A 15052-nucleotide genomic window follows, 5' to 3' on the forward strand; every position below is an offset into this window, starting at 1 on the left:
ACTAATTAATTATGAGTTTTGTCATTGCAACTTTCTATCATTTTGTAAAACTCTCTAATTATTATGACATGAAAGACGAAATAAAAGTTGCATGCGACAACGTTGAATTAAAAGGTACTATACTCCTTGCAGAAGAGGGTATTAATGCAACTGTATCTGGAGAAAGAAACGCAATTGATAAAATACTTGATTTTCTACGTTCTGATGACAGGCTAAAAGGTCTTACTTGGAAAGAGAGCTCGGCAGAATATCAACCATTTAGTAAGATGAAAGTGAGATTAAAAAGAGAAATTGTGAATCTTGGTGTAAGTAATCTCGGTACTTCCGTTAGAGGCCAGTACGTTGATCCAGAACATTGGGATGATTTTGTCTCTCAACCTGATGTTTTAGTAATAGACACACGAAACGAGTACGAAGTAAAACTAGGCAAGTTTAAAAATGCAATTAACCCACATACTCAACGTTTTCGCGATTTTCCTCAGTGGGCAGAGTCTTTCTCTGAGAGTAAAGATCTGAAAGTGGCTATGTACTGCACTGGTGGAATCAGATGCGAGAAATCTACAGCATATATGAAAAGCCTTGGATTTAACGATGTTTACCACCTTAAAGGCGGTATTCTTTCCTACCTTGAAAAAACTCACAACAAAAGTGGTAGTTGGGAGGGCGAGTGTTTTGTTTTTGATGATAGAATTGCTGTTGATCACTCACTCGCCCCAAGTGATAAAATAAAATGCATATTCTGCTCAAGTAAAGTTTCAACTGATGAGCTGAAATCAGTTTCACGTGGCCAGGTAGTTTGCTCTGATTGTAAATCTTTAAGTATTGAAAGAAATTCAGAATACAACACGAACCTTTAACAACTTCTTTCTCTTTGCATATTTGTAACCTTAATTTTATCAAGGCATTTACCTACAACATAGCCCGCTCCAGCTCCAAGTAACGCACCAACTATAGCAAATGCAATCAACACTACACCAGAACCGCCAATAAGAGCTAAAGTTTCTTGCCCTAAACAACATCCTGCAACTAGACCAGCAACTAAACCAATGCCTACACCTATACACCTAAGTTTCATATTATTACCACTAGTATTATGATCTCCAAAACCAAATTCTTTGATATCTTTTCTTTCTTTTATAAAATTGATAAGCTTACGTATTTCTTTGTCACTTGTGTCGTTATGCAAATCATATAAATTTATAACGCCATCGTTTACATATTTTTCAAAATCCATTTTATTTTTCCATACTATTAGAATATATTTTTACTACACTTAATGTCTTAATAGTTGGTAGATTCCCATATAAGAATAAGTAGATAATCTTACCACTATAGGTGGGACTAAAGCGCTATAAGATTAAATTCCTGAAAAATGTTGGTAAGAAGAGCTTTTCCAAAAACAATAAAGTTAAGAGTTGAAGAGATAGTAAAAGAGCGACTTACAGTTAATCCAATTGATTTTGGTGAATCATTTTGTTACAAACTCAAAGGATACAGAAAACTGAGAACTGGCGATTATATGGGAGCTTTCTTGTGAAAGCTCTTTTGCATAAGAGATTTATAATTGACCTAGAAGGTCAACGCTGATATACTTTTATATAATTTAATGCGTGGAGGTATATGTTAGGTAATCCTAAAGGTCTAATTAAAACTATAGGTTCTCTTAGTCAAGAGACAGGTGAGAATTTATTTGCGCTTAAAGGATGAGTTCTTTAAAAGTGTAAGCCCAGATAGTAAAATACTTATAGATTCTGAAGAGAAGAACGAAGAAGTTAGTATTGATGATGATAAAGTGTGGTTTAAACACTTTTCTACTGTGGTTCCTAGTGAAGAAGGGCAGCAACAGTATAGATATGAGGTTAACGGCAGATATGAATACAAATATGCTAATAAGTACGATAGCAAAAATATTGTAGGCAAAATTGCTCAAAAAATTGCACAAGGCGTAAATGAAAGTATAAAAGACAATACTTTAGAATATGTAGGAATTAAAGAAAGTAGAAAGAAAGGTAAGATTAAACCTGCACTCAGAATTATGCTCAGCGATCTTACAAAACCAGTAAATATGTTTGATATTCTAAATAGTGATGCATGCAGAAAATATAATGTAGATGGAATTACATTATTACTGCCTAATCAAAGTAAGTGTGAAACAAGAGGAATACGCTGCAGAGTTGATGAGAATGGAGTAAGAATTTATGAGGTGGCTAATGGTTCATATGATATGGATTTAACGTGGTATGTTGAGGGAAAAGAGTGTAAAATAAAAATTATCATTAGGGATAATGGTTCTGTAGAGTTTATTGAAAGCAATGGTGTCACTTGGGATCAATTAGCTGCACATAAAGAGGTGAAAGTAGGAAGACAATATGAAGCAAAAACTCTATATGACGCATTGTCATATTTAAAACAAGAAAGCTCTGAAGTAATAAAAGCTTCATGTCAGCCTCCAACAAGTGTGGAAAGCATCCAAATCACTACGGGAGTTAACAGACAAGCAGCTATTTAAATTTAGAATTTGAAATGAAGCCTTTTTTCAAAGGCTTCATTTCAATATCCTGCCAGTATCAACCTGATAACGCACAGTGACTTTGCCGGTTGAGCCACTTCTATTTTTTGCAACGTTTATCAAAAAAACTCCGTAAAACCCCATCCTTCAGGGCGGGGATATAAGGCGGAAGCGGACCGAATATACGCCAAACTATAATAGATTTAGCGGCAGGGCATGCCGTGTTATGCCTGTGGAGGGGATAGTGCATTTAGCCTCCCGATGAAGCAGGAACCCGCCGAGATGATTCAGACTTCGGTCTGAACGTGGTAGGAATCCTTGCCCTTTAGGGCGGGGAGGATGTCAAATTATATATAAATAATATAACTTATAGTGGGGGGTACCCCAAAAAAATGGTTTTTTTTGAGCTGAGCAAAGCCGCCTAAGGTGAAGAGGAAGGAGAGCTGTATAATAATATATTTATAATTTACTTAACGAAACAGAGTTTATTGAAGAACATAGTTATTTAGTACTTTAAGAGCCTTCTCGTAAATAGTGTCTCTATGTCCTATTGTAACGATAGTTACTTCATGTTTTTTGGTGTCTGTATAATACATGATACGATAGTCGCCAACCCTTAGTCTTCTGAACCCTTTAAAGCTATGATATAAAGGCTCACCAAGATTAACTGGATCGACTGTAAGGCGTTCCTGTATTGCTTTATTTACTCTTGATTCTATTTTTATCGGTAAAGCTGGAAGATCTTTTTCAGTGACATTCTTCAAAAATTTAATCTTGTAATCCACTTGATCTCCACTTTACATCTTTGTAATCAACTGTTTCTGCACCTTCAATATCATATTGATCAGCAACTACAGATAGTAAAAAATCTTCCATTTCACTATCTATTGCTTCTTTAAGTAGTTTTTCTGCTAATGCTTGAGCAGGTTGCTTAGTAAGTTCAGATAATTCAGCAAGATGCTGTAAAGTTTCTTTACTGAAAGCTAAATTTGCCATAAGTTTTACCGAAATCTACTAATAATTATACAATATTTTCATGAAATTTTCAATAAAGAAAGCGAAGTGATTATAATAATACTAACATAATATTATTATGTTAGTATTATATTAGTTTTTAATTAAGGAGAATGTTATGTCAAAAAATACACAAAACTACCATACTTATCCTTTTACGAGTAAAAGTAAGATGCAAGAATCTACACAAAAATTATTTTCTTGGATAGACGAGCAAAGAGCACGTGACCATAATCTTTGCCACAGAAAATGTGAAGAGATACATGATTGGTATGATCCTGCCGGGCGATCTATATGCAAAGTAAGATGTAATGATATATATGGTCTAAGTTCTGAACCATTTGATCCACAAAAGACAATAATGGAATCATCTTTGGATGAATACGATTACATTTCTATTTAACAAAAAAGTGTGAGGCTTCTTTATTTTTCCCTAAAATTTTCAATAAAGAATTATATCGGGAGAATGGATCAGAAAGAAGGGCTGTATAATAATATATTTATAATTTACTTACGTAACTTAGAAATTATTGAAAAACATAGTTCTTAAGTACTTTCAAAGCTTTCTCGTAAATGGTGTCTCTATGTCCTATTGTAACGATAGTTACTTCATATTTTGTGGTGTCTGCACAATACATGATACGATAGTCACCAACCCTTAGTCTTCTGAACCCTTTAAAGCTATGGTATAAAGGCTCACCAAGATTCACTGGATCGACTGTAAGTCGCTCATTTATTGCATCTACAGCTCTTGACCGTACTTTTTTTGGAAGACTTGGAAGATCTTTTTCAAGAACACTGTCTAGGAAGATAATAGTGTATTCCAATCCACGTCCTCACTTTTAGTTTTTTTTTCATTTTCAATATCATATTGATCAGCAACTACAGATAGTAAAAAATCTTCCATTTCACTATCTATTGCTTCTTTAAGTAGTTTTTCTGCTAATGCTTGAGCAGGTTGCTTAGTAAGTTCAGATAATTCAGCAAGATGCTGTAAAGTTTCTTTACTGAAAGCTAAATTTGCCATAAGTTTTACCGAAATCTACTAATAATTATACAATATTTTCATGAAATTTTCAATAAAGAAAGCGAAGTGATTATAATAATACTAACATAATATTATTATGTTAGTATTATATTAGTTTTTAATTAAGGAGAATATTATGAAAAATATTAAAGAAAAAGGACTTTCAAGTGCAAAAGTTAAGTATTCTGTTGAACCTACGGTTAGTGAAAATGCGGAGGTAAATACATTCGAAGAGTGTTTTGGAGCATGTTATAACAAATACCAACATGATGAAAAACTTATGGGTTCGTGCATAAGGGGATGTCAGTATAGGTTCGGGCATAATTGGGATTTGGATGCTCCTGAATCAAAAGAGTCAGAACCTATTTACACAAGTGAGGTATTAAAAAATATTGGAGACAATTTCCATGCTCTTGCAGATTCAGTGTCTATTCTGTAGTAGGCAAAGGTTAAAAAATGTGAGGCTCTATTTTTTCAAAAAAGAATTATATTGACAGATTATGATAGGTTGAGTATACACGAGTTTGCTGATACTCGTGAGAAATTACACAGACTAAGTATAGTACTGCAAGACATTATTAGGAATAGGGAAGGTATGCCAGCAGCTGGCTACTGGATGTATTTCTATGATAACAACTACTCTTCGTCATCAAAAATCAAGAAGGCTCTGCAACTTGATAACTCTATTCTTTTATTGACGTAGATGACTCTGAAAAATTGCGGACTGAAGTGCTAATGCTATATGGTTATTACGTTCAAGAACAAAACGGAAAATCCTATATTATACTAGAAATAATGTGCGGAAAAGGGGGGATTCGAACCCCCGACATATTTTCATATGTGCACGCTTTCCAAGCGTGTGCTTTAGACCGCTCAGCCACCTTTCCATACTTATTCATAATATTAAAAATTATGCTGCTAAACAACTGGTATATATGGTTCGCCACGGAAATTCACAGTATTGTTAAACTTGTTTTTGCACGTTAAAAACGCTTTATCACAACCTGCAAGTATCGAATATTTATCTCCGGTAGAAATTTGATATGGAGGAGAAGCAAATAATGTGACTACTTTATTTTTGTATTCTTTAACTATAACTTCAAATGTTGCTGAACTAAAGAATTTTACCACTCCGTGCTTATAATATCCATCACTTTCGATTAAATTAGTGTCTTCAAATCTTCTTTCATCTATCACTTTAGTAATTGTGCTCATTCTACTAAACTTTTTAGCATCAGCTTTACATCTATTATCGCAAAATTGTGCTCTGCATACAGGAGAATATAGCTCTGTTATGCTTCTCTCAAGCTTTGTCCCAAGACCTCTAATTTCAGCGATAAACCTCCCGCTATTTAATGTTACTTTACCAAAAGTTCCTGCATGCAAATTCATAATTCCCTGACTCAAATCTTTATAATTCACAAGAAATATTTCAATATTTGCAAAGTCATACCTTCCTGATAAAACATCTTTTTCTTTAATATCAACACTATTTAATATTCCTTCAATTTCTAGATTATCAGTTCTCAAATCGCTATTTAATATTATACTGCTGGCTATAAAACCGCTTGAAGATTTATAGAGTATATTATTGAGATTTAAATCTTCATCATAGTCAGTAAATCCCATTACTTCTCCACCTACAAGTGTTAATTTCCAGCAAGTAGCGATGGTAAGTAATTCTCCAGCTAAATGGTTTTTTAGTTTGGTTTGCATACTGCTTAATTGATTGAATTTGAAAACGTTCGATAGGTAAGGGATTATATCCATTATCTGAGTAGCCATAGGGTGTCATGCCAGCGCCCAGACATTGGCATCTAGTTAAATTTACGAGTATAAAAGTAATGTTAAAATACAACGTTTTTGATGATGATGGAAAAATGGATCCCAGTGTCAAGCACTGAGATGACACCATTTACTATGCAAATTGCCACAATTTTCGTACAGCTGTGACTGGGATGACATTACTTATTGTGTGAATAAAATAAATACTCGTAGAGTTTGTTACGCACTGGCTTATGTTTATTTGATCGACAAATAAACACTAACAGACAAGACACACACCACATTCAAGTTGTGGTGTGTATTGTTAAATAACTAGAAAGAAAACTTCACACCAGTGAGGAGAAGAACTCCTTTGTTAGAAGGTACATCAGTATTACTTTTATCTTTCAGTGCACCTTTTTCATCAGTCATAAAATAATGTAAGGCTGCATAAGGAACAAATTTGCTCTTATTGCAAGAAGATAGATCATACTGAACACCAAGTGCAACATCATGAAGCATATCTTTATTGCTCATTCTGCTACCAAAGTATGTCAAGCTTGTGTAGATATTATCATATTGATAACCAGCACCTGCAGTCCAATACATAGTGTTTTTATCATCCCCATCAAACTGAGCTTTCAGCCCTTGTACTCTTTTGTCATCATCAGTAGTACCTTTACCATCAATTTCTGTATAGGTATCACCGACTAATTTTTTAATACCCTTCGGTTGACCAGACTTGCCCAAGTATGCAAAAGAGGCAGCAAATTTTACACTTTGATCTTCATCAATCTTATAATCAGCGCTTGCACCTAAATTCATACCTGCTAGGTTATTGTATTCTATGAACTCATTATAAAGGTGCTTATCTTTACTCGGTTGCTTTAAAAACCCATATTCACCAACTACGGAAGTTTTAACTTTTACATTATGTTTACTAAAGTCATATTCATATGATGCACCAGCGCTTACTATATGCTGATAATCTGGCCCAACATGTCTTAATATTTCCTCATTCTTTACCCCTGTTATCGTATTACTTGAATCTTTGAGGAAATCTGGAACTATTTCTTTTACAACGGATAAACCACTATCGTAGTGAGGTGAGTAGCTAATACCAAATCTTGCACCCATATAATTTGGTGAGTAGTAAGCAGCTCTAAATGGCAATGTGGTCATAACCTCTTTGTTGTATTTTCCTGCCATACGGAAGGAGAGTTTTTCGCTCTCGCTCGAGAAGCTTTCAGTGTAAAGACGTGGTGTTACGTAAAATGGGAAGTTTGCAGCACTTCCTTCTAAGTTTACTTTTCTGAACCAGTCACTATCTGCAGCTCCATCAACAGTTGCAATTCTTGTTGCATCAAGTCTCATCAGAGACTCAGGACCAAACTGATAGCCAAGTTTCAGATCACCATATTTTGAATTCAAAAACACATGTGCACCTCTACCTCTTGCAGCATTCACGCCTTGTGAAGCTTCTTTACCTTCAGTAACTGGAACATGGAATTGTACATCGGCACCATAACGAAGACCAATATCCTCATTTTTATTTTCAGCTCTTAAGTGCAATATTGCATTTGAAATCATGCTCATGTTTTCACTGTAATCACCAATATTCCCTATCCCTTTAGGAAATATTGGATTTGCTCCTTTTATACTATCTGGAGTATTGTTAAAATAATCTGTAGATTTACCTGGCATAACAGTATAATGGTTATAGCCACTTAGCCCATGGTTACCATAACCTTGAGAATCAACAACGCCACCGAAAGTTATTCTTAAACCATCCCCTTGATTGGTATTGATAATATCAACCCCACCAACTGAAACAACAGGACTTGCCTTACCTTTTTCCTCTGTATTGCTGTTAACAACTTTTACATCCTTTTTTATATCTTTAGCTTCAATTTTAGCATTCTTAGTTTTAGAACCCTTAATTTTTGACTTTTCTACATTAGAATTTTTAGTGCTTAGAGCTTTCGCCTTTGAATCCTCTATAAGCTTTGCTTTTTTCTCTTTTGCTAGCCTAATTTCATCTTTTTTCTTTTGTTTTGCTACTAATTTTAACTCTTCTTTTTTCTTCTTTTGTTCAGCTGCTAATTTTAACTCCTCTTTTTTCTTCTGCTCAGCTGCTAATCTTAGTTCTTCTTTTTTCTTAAGCTCCTCGGCTTTTTTTCTTGGATCAGCATTACATATCCTGTCCATTTTTTCTTTTAGTTTCTTATTTGACGTCTTCATCACTTCCATCTTTCCAGAAGTTTTGATTGACTCGTTACTCTCTTGCTTTTTTACTTCCTTCATACTCTCGTCAGAAAAGTTAGCAGCAAAGCCACTGAAAGAACATAAAGTCAATAGAGAAGCTAGAGCAGTTCTAGTATAAATAGATTTTTTCATGAAGTGCCCCCAAAAAATTTTAAAATCATAACATAAAACATAAATAGTATAAAGGTGTTGAAAATCCAACTTAAAGCAACCTTATAGCGAAAATAAAAGTAAAATGCAATACTTAAAAGCAACTTTCTTAATACGCTCAACGTGTATATTAACCAAAATTTAGTACAGAGGTTTGCTTGTTAGTGTATTATAACTCTATACTTATTCTATGGAAGTAAAATTTACTCAAGTGAAAGTACATAAAGATTAAAAACATTAATATAACTATTGACAATAATATTAGTTTATATTATAATTTAGTGAATTATTGTTTTATTTTTAATAATCAAGGTATTTATGGATTTTAGTTTTTTACGAAATTGGTTTAGCACTACAGGTGCTGCTACAGGCTCAGAGCCAGGTAATACTGAACAGCCAGACTCTATTTCAGTAGATGATGGCAAATACGAGATGAAAGAATATGACGATGAATTTGAGATCATTGAAGATTATGAATTTATAAATCGTGCTGATCCAAATGAGCCATGTTCTTTACCTTCTGACTATAAAATAGATGAAAGTATTGTAAAAATTGCAGGATTTGATAGAGAGAAATTATTAGAAATGGGTAATTTCTGCAAGATAAGCTATGGCGATGATGATGGTAAATTAAGTAAAAAAAGATGTAACAACCTAGCTCAAAGAGCGTACAAAACTGAATTTGAAATTGTAGAAGATTTTGAAATTGTTCCATCTACTGAAAAAATGTATAAAACTAGAGCTGAACTCATCAGCGAAGGTTATGAAATTATTCCATTTGGTAATAGCTTTGAAAAAGATGCTGGTCACGTTTTTATAAAAGGTAAAGAAATAACAATAGCTTACCATGGTACTCGTCTGAGCCAGAGTTTTAATGATGGAATTACTGATATAAATGTACTTTTTGCTACTTCGGAATTTTTACCTGAAGGTGGAAGAATTCATTGTGGCTTCTATAATTCATTTATGGATTCATGGCCTAATCTGTATGGCATTTTGAAATCTCATGCTGAAAAACAGGGATCAGAAATCAAGGATTTTAAAATTAATCTCACAGGTCACAGTATGGGAGGAGCTATTGCTAAGATAGCTGCTTTATGCCTCAATAAAACAGAAGGAGCTGAAGATGTTCATGTTGCAACTTTTGGTGATCCACGAGTTTTTGATCTTACTGCTAGTGAATTTTATAATGATGTTCTTCAAGAAAAAACCATTAGAGTAACTCAACATAGACAAGACCCAGTACCAGCGGTATCACCTGGTATTTGTGGTTATGCTCATGTAGGTGCACAATTGAGAATATCAGTACCTGAAGGATATTTTGTTCATCAAATAGATGGTTATCATGAAGCCATTAAAATAATGGATGAAAAGGATTTCCGATCGAACAATAACGTTTCTCTCTTTTATTACCCTTCGAGAATATTAAGTCGAATTAACTGTGCAGTTTTAGGTAATGCTCAATATTATGCTGCTAATTTAGGTAATTATATTCTTGGTGGACAAAATTTTTTCGAGAAAGTAAAAAAGGAATACCAAGATAAAAACTTAGAAAATTTTTCTAAGCTTGAACAAACAGAAGTTAAGCAGATGGCATATCAGAATGCCTTTTCTACTACAAGGAGTTTATAAATATTATTATGGGGCAATTATTAGATTGCTCCATAATATCTATTCATTTAAATTCAATATAAAAATTTCCATCGCAAGTTATCTCCCACTCTTCTTTAAACTTTTTTAGATGTTCTTTTTTTTCGCATTCCAAAAGCAGTTCTTCTATGCTCTTATTATAGCTTTCTGTAGTAATTCTTCCTTGATGATGCATGAACTTCAAGTAAATCAAATAGGTGTTAATCACATCTGTTTCGCAATAATCGCGAATCTCTTGTATTTTGCCACTATCGTATAAGCCCATAACTTGTGATCCATCAACTCCAATCTTACCGGGAAGATTAAATGCTGCGCAAACTTCGTTCATCTTCATTCTTGCAGAAGCTCCAAAATCAGAGAGAGATTCAAGCAAATCACAATGCCAATCACTACTGTACCTCTGATTGTAACTATTCCACTTATCGCCAGCTTTGTGAAAATATTCTGCTTGAGTGCCATGAACCATAGCACGGTACTTCAGTACCGGTATATCAAAAGTGCGTCCATTAAACGAAACTAGTCTTGGCTTTTTCTCTGATATGTAGTTAAAAAATCCCTTTACTAGCTCTTTTTCATTGGAGTTTAATGTGCCTCCAGATCTTATTTCTTGTAGTGTGAACATTTCATAACCGCTCTGGCGTGTTATATTACAAAGTAAAAAACTAATAACTACAACAAGGTGGAGGGGCTGACGCAGAAAAGAGTTTTGCCCGTTTGTTATTTCAAGATGATATTTTGTTAATGCGTTCCTCTTTTCTTCTACACTGCTATCATCACTAATATTGAGTAAATTCTTACAGGAATTTACATCTGGTATAGTTTCAATATCAAATACCAACAAAGAATTAAGCATTACTTATATATTCCTCAGGGCGATCAGTCCAAGGTCGCACTTTTACGAACAAAAAGAGATGAACTTTACACTCAAATAACTTTTCCAATTCTGTACGCGCCTCGATATTAATTTTTTTTATGCTACTGCCGTCTTTTCCTAGCACTATTTTCTTATGATTATCTTTCAATACAAATATGATCTGTTTTATGACTAAACTCTTATCTTTTTTTTCCTCAAATTGTTCAGTTATAACAGCTGTAGAGTATGGCAATTCTTCACGTAGGTTCAAGAATAACTTCTCTCTTGTAATTTCTGCTGATAAAAAATCAGCTGAGGAATCGGTTACTTGATCTTTTTCATAGAACCAAGGGCTTATCGGTGCAATTTCAGATAAGTAATTCATCAAATTAGAAAGTCCATCATTCTTCAGTGCCGATATCGTAAAAATTTTTTCAAACTTATAAAGCAAATTTAGGTGCTCATGTGCCATCTTGAGCTCTGATTTCTTTACTAAATCAGTTTTATTGATAACCAAAATGCATCTGCCCTTTGTGCGCTCCAGTCGTGCAAATATCGTTTTTATTCTTTCTATATTTTTTAGGTAATTGTTTACATCAACAAGCAACAAAGTAATGTCACTATCCTTAACTGCTCCCCATGCAGATTTGACTAAAGCTTTTTCAAGATTTGTTTCTGCTGAAAACACTCCTGGAGAGTCAGTAAAAACAATTTGCGCATTGTTGCATATAGCAACACCTCTTACCTGCGTCCTTGTTGTCTGCACTTTAGGGGTGACAATTGCAATTTTCTTGCCTACGATGCTGTTAATTAGCGTTGACTTTCCAGCATTTGGCAAACCAGCTATCGTTACAAATAAGCATTTTTCTTCTTTCACAAAGGAAGTTATAAAGAAAACTAAACGTTAACGTCAAACAACTTTTTTTAATTATCCTTTAACTAGCCCGTTTTCTTCCTCTTTTGAAGAAAAACATTTTCCAACTATAGGTGATATAATATACTCATTCACTTTTTCAGCTATTGGTTGTATAATATAATTTGTTGCAAATATCGCTGCTTGTAATGCAATGGGCGCTATTACTGCACCTGCTAAAGCTACCGATCCCATTCCAAGCGTTGCACCAGGAAAAATAGCCATTGTAGCTGCAGCAAGACCAACTCCAATTGCAGCGCTTGCAACAAAGAGACAAGCATGAGCATAAGAGAATTCGAATTGTGAGAGTTTATCATCTGTACAAATGGCAAAGTCTAAGAGTGCAGGAACCGCAGCAATAATTCCACCCATCACCAATGGTGACAAAGCTGTAAAACTGAGTCCCAAACCTGTAAGTGCTCCTATTGATGCTACTACGCCTAAAACTGTTAAACGGAGGAATATAACATCATCTTTTTTCATATAATCTCCTTAAATATAAATTTCTAAAAAACTTTTCTAGTATAGCTAAATTTCTTAGATAGATCAATTAATTTTTTTATGATTAAATGTGATTAAAACTCAAAGAGCGGGAGAAGGGGTTCGAACCCTCGACCTCAACCTTGGCAAGGTTGCGCTCTACCAACTGAGCCACTCCCGCAATGAAAATTTACTTATTCTTATTATAGATGCATATCATAATTTGTAAACCCTACATACATGAAAATCATGAGAGCCAATTTTCTATGATCTTTTCGTATACTTAAAACTCATTTTTGATTATTGTATGTGTCATAAAACATATTAAATTTATGAGAATATTTATATATAAAGACGACCTGCCAGCCAGTGCAATACCGAATGATATAAAATCTATAGCTGTTGATACAGAGGCAATGGGGCTACTTCATGGTAGAGACAGATTATGCCTTGTGCAGCTCTCTTTTGATGATGGCAACGCTCATTTGATTCAATTTAAAAACGATTATACAGCTCCAAATTTGAGAAAAATATTAGAGGATAAAAATATAACCAAAATATTTCACTTTGCACGGTTTGATGTAAGTATAATACATTATTATTTAAAAATCTGGGCACTGCCTTGCTATTGCACGAAAATAGCCTCACGTTTAGTTCGCACTTATACAGATAGTCATAGCTTAAAAGAGTTGTGCTTAGAACTACTTGATATAAAATTAAATAAGCAACAACAATCTTCTGATTGGGGAAATGAAAATTTAACAGACAAGCAAAAAAGTTATGCTGCATCTGATGTTTTATATCTCCAGAGAATAAAGGAAAAGCTAGACTCAATGCTGGAACGTGAAAACAGAAAAGAGTTGGCCCAAAAGTGCTTTGAATTTCTTTCTACTCGTATTGAGCTAGACTTAATGGGTTGGGGAAACGTGGATATCTTTAACCATCAGATGTAATCACTTCACTTGAATCCAGAAAAATTTAGTTGATCAGCTGCTAATTGATACGCTATATTTATAAAAATTTAGGTATTTTATGAGTGATGATATTAAAGTGGTAAATGATCAAAATTTCAAATCTGAGGTTGCTGACTATAAAGGGTTTGTGCTGGTAGATTTTTGGGCAGAATGGTGCGGGCCATGCAAAAGTCTGATGCCACGTGTCGAGCAATTAGCCAAGGATAGAAAAGACAAGATCAAAATCTGTAAGTTTGACATAGATGGAGAAACAGAAATACCAAGTAAGTATGGGATTCAATCTATACCTACTTTGATTATATTTCAAGATGGTAAGGAAATTGCACGTAAAATTGGTGCACCAAATGATTTGCAAAGTTGGGTTGATAGTGAAATAAGCGAGTAGACAAATTTCCTTTTGTGTGTATTATAAGTGTTGATAAAAGGGATTGTAGCTCAGTCGGTTAGAGCAGTTCGCTCATAACGAATTGGTCGTAGGTTCGAGTCCTACCAATCCCACCACTATTAATAAAATGTATCTGTTCAGCAAAGTAGCAAGATAAGGTAGACAGGTAAGAAAACTAAATGGGTGTCATTCCAGCGCGTGACGCTGGAATCTAGAAGAAAAAAAATGGATCCCAGTGTCTGGGCACTGGGATAACAACAAGAGAGAGGCTACTCACATGATACCCTTGTTGATGCACAACTTTTGGTGCATCACGCACTGGCAGGACGGTGTCATTCCAGCGTGTGATCAGATTTTCTTATTGGATCTCAGCTGGGATAACGCCTGGTTATGAAAGAAATCTATTGTCAAAAAATTACTTCCGCGTATTTTGAATCTGATTATAATGACAATTAGAGATATTTTTAAGAGCTCAAAAATTTATCTTTGTCTGCAGATTTTCAATTAACTTTTCAATAAAAAACGTAGCGTATCTTTTTCAGTGTATGTAGGTGCACACACATACTTAATTTCTGTCGTATGTGCGCTACCAAATCTTTTTATACAGGAGGATTTTATGTCCAGAATTCCAGATACTTGACCTTTACTTTAGCTAATAAAAATCAATGGGCGCCTATGGTTTTTATAAAGAAAGTGTAGGAAATAACCAAAAACTATTTCCAGGCATAAATTTGCTATGCATACCTAAAAAGTAATGATATTAGCATAATGTTCATATTTGTATGCTAATATTATTTAAATTGAAGAATATTATGGAACAACAAGCATCAAACAAAGAGAAAGGGATTGAATTTAGATATAATCAATGTAAGGAGAAATGCCATTCCTACAAAACAAAACGGACAGACCAAGAATGCCTAGATAAATGCTATGAGAAGTACGTTTCTAAACTTTATCCACAAATTAGTGAGAAATTATTAGCTAGTGAAAACAATCTCTATGATGAAAGCGAAAAATTATTGCTTATAGCAAATGAAATACACAATCAAGATGCAATGTTTTTTTAAT

At 34.1% G+C, this 15052-nt stretch carries 20 protein-coding genes and 3 tRNA genes; 11 read left to right on the forward strand and 12 right to left on the reverse strand.

Going from position 1 to position 15052, the window contains the following annotated elements:
* Positions 1-11: 11 nt before the first annotated feature.
* On the forward strand, positions 12-857 hold the full coding sequence (locus AAGD63_RS00640; RefSeq protein WP_341813467.1) for a rhodanese-related sulfurtransferase: 846 nt from the start codon (positions 12-14) through the stop codon (positions 855-857).
* Here the strand turns inward: AAGD63_RS00640 and AAGD63_RS00645 are convergent.
* Positions 854-1234, reverse strand: a complete 381-nt coding sequence (locus tag AAGD63_RS00645; RefSeq protein ID WP_341813468.1) for a hypothetical protein — start codon at positions 1232-1234, stop codon at positions 854-856. The two genes, AAGD63_RS00640 and AAGD63_RS00645, sit on opposite strands and share 4 nt — an antisense overlap.
* Positions 1235-1372: 138 nt before the next feature.
* Between AAGD63_RS00645 and AAGD63_RS00650 the strand changes: the two genes are divergently transcribed.
* A complete protein-coding gene (locus AAGD63_RS00650) occupies positions 1373-1537 on the forward strand; it encodes a hypothetical protein (RefSeq protein ID WP_341813469.1) in 165 nt (54 codons plus the stop codon).
* A 153-nt stretch (positions 1538-1690) separates the two neighbouring features.
* Entirely contained in the window at positions 1691-2509 is an 819-nt protein-coding gene (locus AAGD63_RS00655; protein ID WP_341813470.1) for a hypothetical protein, read from the forward strand.
* Between the two features lie 485 nt (positions 2510-2994).
* On the opposite strand, the gene AAGD63_RS00660 is transcribed toward AAGD63_RS00655, so the two are convergent.
* Both AAGD63_RS00660 and AAGD63_RS00665 read right to left on the reverse strand, forming a co-directional pair.
* Positions 2995-3294 carry a type II toxin-antitoxin system RelE family toxin gene (locus tag AAGD63_RS00660; RefSeq protein ID WP_264330840.1) on the reverse strand — a complete coding sequence of 100 codons (300 nt, stop codon included), beginning with the start codon at positions 3292-3294 and terminating at the stop codon, positions 2995-2997.
* Positions 3278-3505, reverse strand: coding sequence for a hypothetical protein (locus tag AAGD63_RS00665; protein ID WP_341813471.1), 228 nt, complete (start codon positions 3503-3505; stop codon positions 3278-3280). The genes AAGD63_RS00660 and AAGD63_RS00665 overlap by 17 nt, the downstream gene beginning before the upstream one ends.
* Before the next feature lie 136 nt (positions 3506-3641).
* Between AAGD63_RS00665 and AAGD63_RS00670 the strand changes: the two genes are divergently transcribed.
* Positions 3642-3926 carry a hypothetical protein gene (locus AAGD63_RS00670; protein WP_341813472.1) on the forward strand — a complete coding sequence of 95 codons (285 nt, stop codon included), beginning with the start codon at positions 3642-3644 and terminating at the stop codon, positions 3924-3926.
* A gap of 124 nt (positions 3927-4050) precedes the next feature.
* Here AAGD63_RS00670 and AAGD63_RS00675 read toward each other — a convergent pair whose 3' ends face one another.
* Positions 4051-4350, reverse strand: a complete 300-nt coding sequence (locus tag AAGD63_RS00675; protein WP_341813473.1) for a type II toxin-antitoxin system RelE/ParE family toxin — start codon at positions 4348-4350, stop codon at positions 4051-4053.
* Entirely contained in the window at positions 4326-4550 is a 225-nt protein-coding gene (locus tag AAGD63_RS00680; protein ID WP_264331326.1) for a hypothetical protein, read from the reverse strand. Before AAGD63_RS00680 ends, AAGD63_RS00675 begins: the two co-directional genes overlap by 25 nt.
* 136 nt (positions 4551-4686) lie before the next feature.
* Between AAGD63_RS00680 and AAGD63_RS00685 the strand changes: the two genes are divergently transcribed.
* Both AAGD63_RS00685 and AAGD63_RS00690 read left to right on the forward strand, forming a co-directional pair.
* A complete protein-coding gene (locus AAGD63_RS00685) occupies positions 4687-4989 on the forward strand; it encodes a hypothetical protein (RefSeq protein WP_006013179.1) in 303 nt (100 codons plus the stop codon).
* Between the two features lie 51 nt (positions 4990-5040).
* Positions 5041-5253: a hypothetical protein gene (locus AAGD63_RS00690; protein WP_341813474.1), complete on the forward strand. Its 213-nt coding sequence runs from the start codon at positions 5041-5043 to the stop codon at positions 5251-5253.
* A 97-nt stretch (positions 5254-5350) separates the two neighbouring features.
* Here the strand turns inward: AAGD63_RS00690 and AAGD63_RS00695 are convergent.
* From AAGD63_RS00695 to AAGD63_RS00705, 3 genes are all read right to left on the reverse strand, one after another.
* Positions 5351-5437 (reverse strand) — tRNA-Ser (locus tag AAGD63_RS00695).
* Between the two features lie 31 nt (positions 5438-5468).
* On the reverse strand, positions 5469-6266 hold the full coding sequence (locus tag AAGD63_RS00700; protein WP_341813475.1) for a DUF2163 domain-containing protein: 798 nt from the start codon (positions 6264-6266) through the stop codon (positions 5469-5471).
* A 381-nt stretch (positions 6267-6647) separates the two neighbouring features.
* Positions 6648-8711, reverse strand: a complete 2064-nt coding sequence (locus AAGD63_RS00705; protein WP_341813476.1) for a porin — start codon at positions 8709-8711, stop codon at positions 6648-6650.
* A gap of 336 nt (positions 8712-9047) precedes the next feature.
* On the opposite strand from AAGD63_RS00705, the gene AAGD63_RS00710 reads away from it, so the two are divergent.
* Positions 9048-10361 (forward strand): lipase family protein, encoded by a 1314-nt coding sequence (locus AAGD63_RS00710; RefSeq protein ID WP_341813477.1) that lies wholly within the window; start codon positions 9048-9050, stop codon positions 10359-10361.
* Positions 10362-10404: 43 nt separating this feature from the next.
* Here AAGD63_RS00710 and AAGD63_RS00715 read toward each other — a convergent pair whose 3' ends face one another.
* The 4 genes from AAGD63_RS00715 to AAGD63_RS00730 all read right to left on the reverse strand — a co-directional run bounded on the left by AAGD63_RS00715 (position 10405) and on the right by AAGD63_RS00730 (position 12806).
* Complete coding sequence (locus tag AAGD63_RS00715) at positions 10405-11232, reverse strand: 3'-5' exonuclease (protein ID WP_341813478.1); 828 nt, start codon at positions 11230-11232, stop codon at positions 10405-10407.
* Complete coding sequence (gene era / locus AAGD63_RS00720; protein ID WP_017532191.1) at positions 11225-12109, reverse strand: GTPase Era; 885 nt, start codon at positions 12107-12109, stop codon at positions 11225-11227. The genes AAGD63_RS00715 and era overlap by 8 nt, the downstream gene beginning before the upstream one ends.
* A 51-nt stretch (positions 12110-12160) precedes the next feature.
* Complete coding sequence (locus AAGD63_RS00725; RefSeq protein ID WP_341813479.1) at positions 12161-12628, reverse strand: hypothetical protein; 468 nt, start codon at positions 12626-12628, stop codon at positions 12161-12163.
* A 105-nt stretch (positions 12629-12733) separates the two neighbouring features.
* Positions 12734-12806, reverse strand: a tRNA-Gly gene (locus AAGD63_RS00730).
* A gap of 151 nt (positions 12807-12957) precedes the next feature.
* On the opposite strand from AAGD63_RS00730, the gene AAGD63_RS00735 reads away from it, so the two are divergent.
* The 4 genes from AAGD63_RS00735 (at position 12958) to AAGD63_RS00750 (ending at position 15051) form a co-directional block, all read left to right on the forward strand.
* Entirely contained in the window at positions 12958-13578 is a 621-nt protein-coding gene (locus tag AAGD63_RS00735) for a ribonuclease D (protein WP_341813480.1), read from the forward strand.
* A 79-nt stretch (positions 13579-13657) separates the two neighbouring features.
* Positions 13658-13984 (forward strand): thioredoxin, encoded by a 327-nt coding sequence (gene trxA / locus AAGD63_RS00740; protein ID WP_341813481.1) that lies wholly within the window; start codon positions 13658-13660, stop codon positions 13982-13984.
* Between the two features lie 39 nt (positions 13985-14023).
* A tRNA-Ile gene (locus AAGD63_RS00745) sits at positions 14024-14100 on the forward strand.
* Between the two features lie 696 nt (positions 14101-14796).
* Complete coding sequence (locus AAGD63_RS00750; RefSeq protein WP_264336264.1) at positions 14797-15051, forward strand: hypothetical protein; 255 nt, start codon at positions 14797-14799, stop codon at positions 15049-15051.
* Position 15052: the final 1 nt, after the last annotated feature.

The sequence above is a fragment of the Wolbachia endosymbiont (group B) of Germaria angustata genome, from assembly GCF_964026725.1.
In the GTDB taxonomy this organism is placed as follows: Bacteria; Pseudomonadota; Alphaproteobacteria; order Rickettsiales; family Anaplasmataceae; genus Wolbachia; species Wolbachia pipientis_C.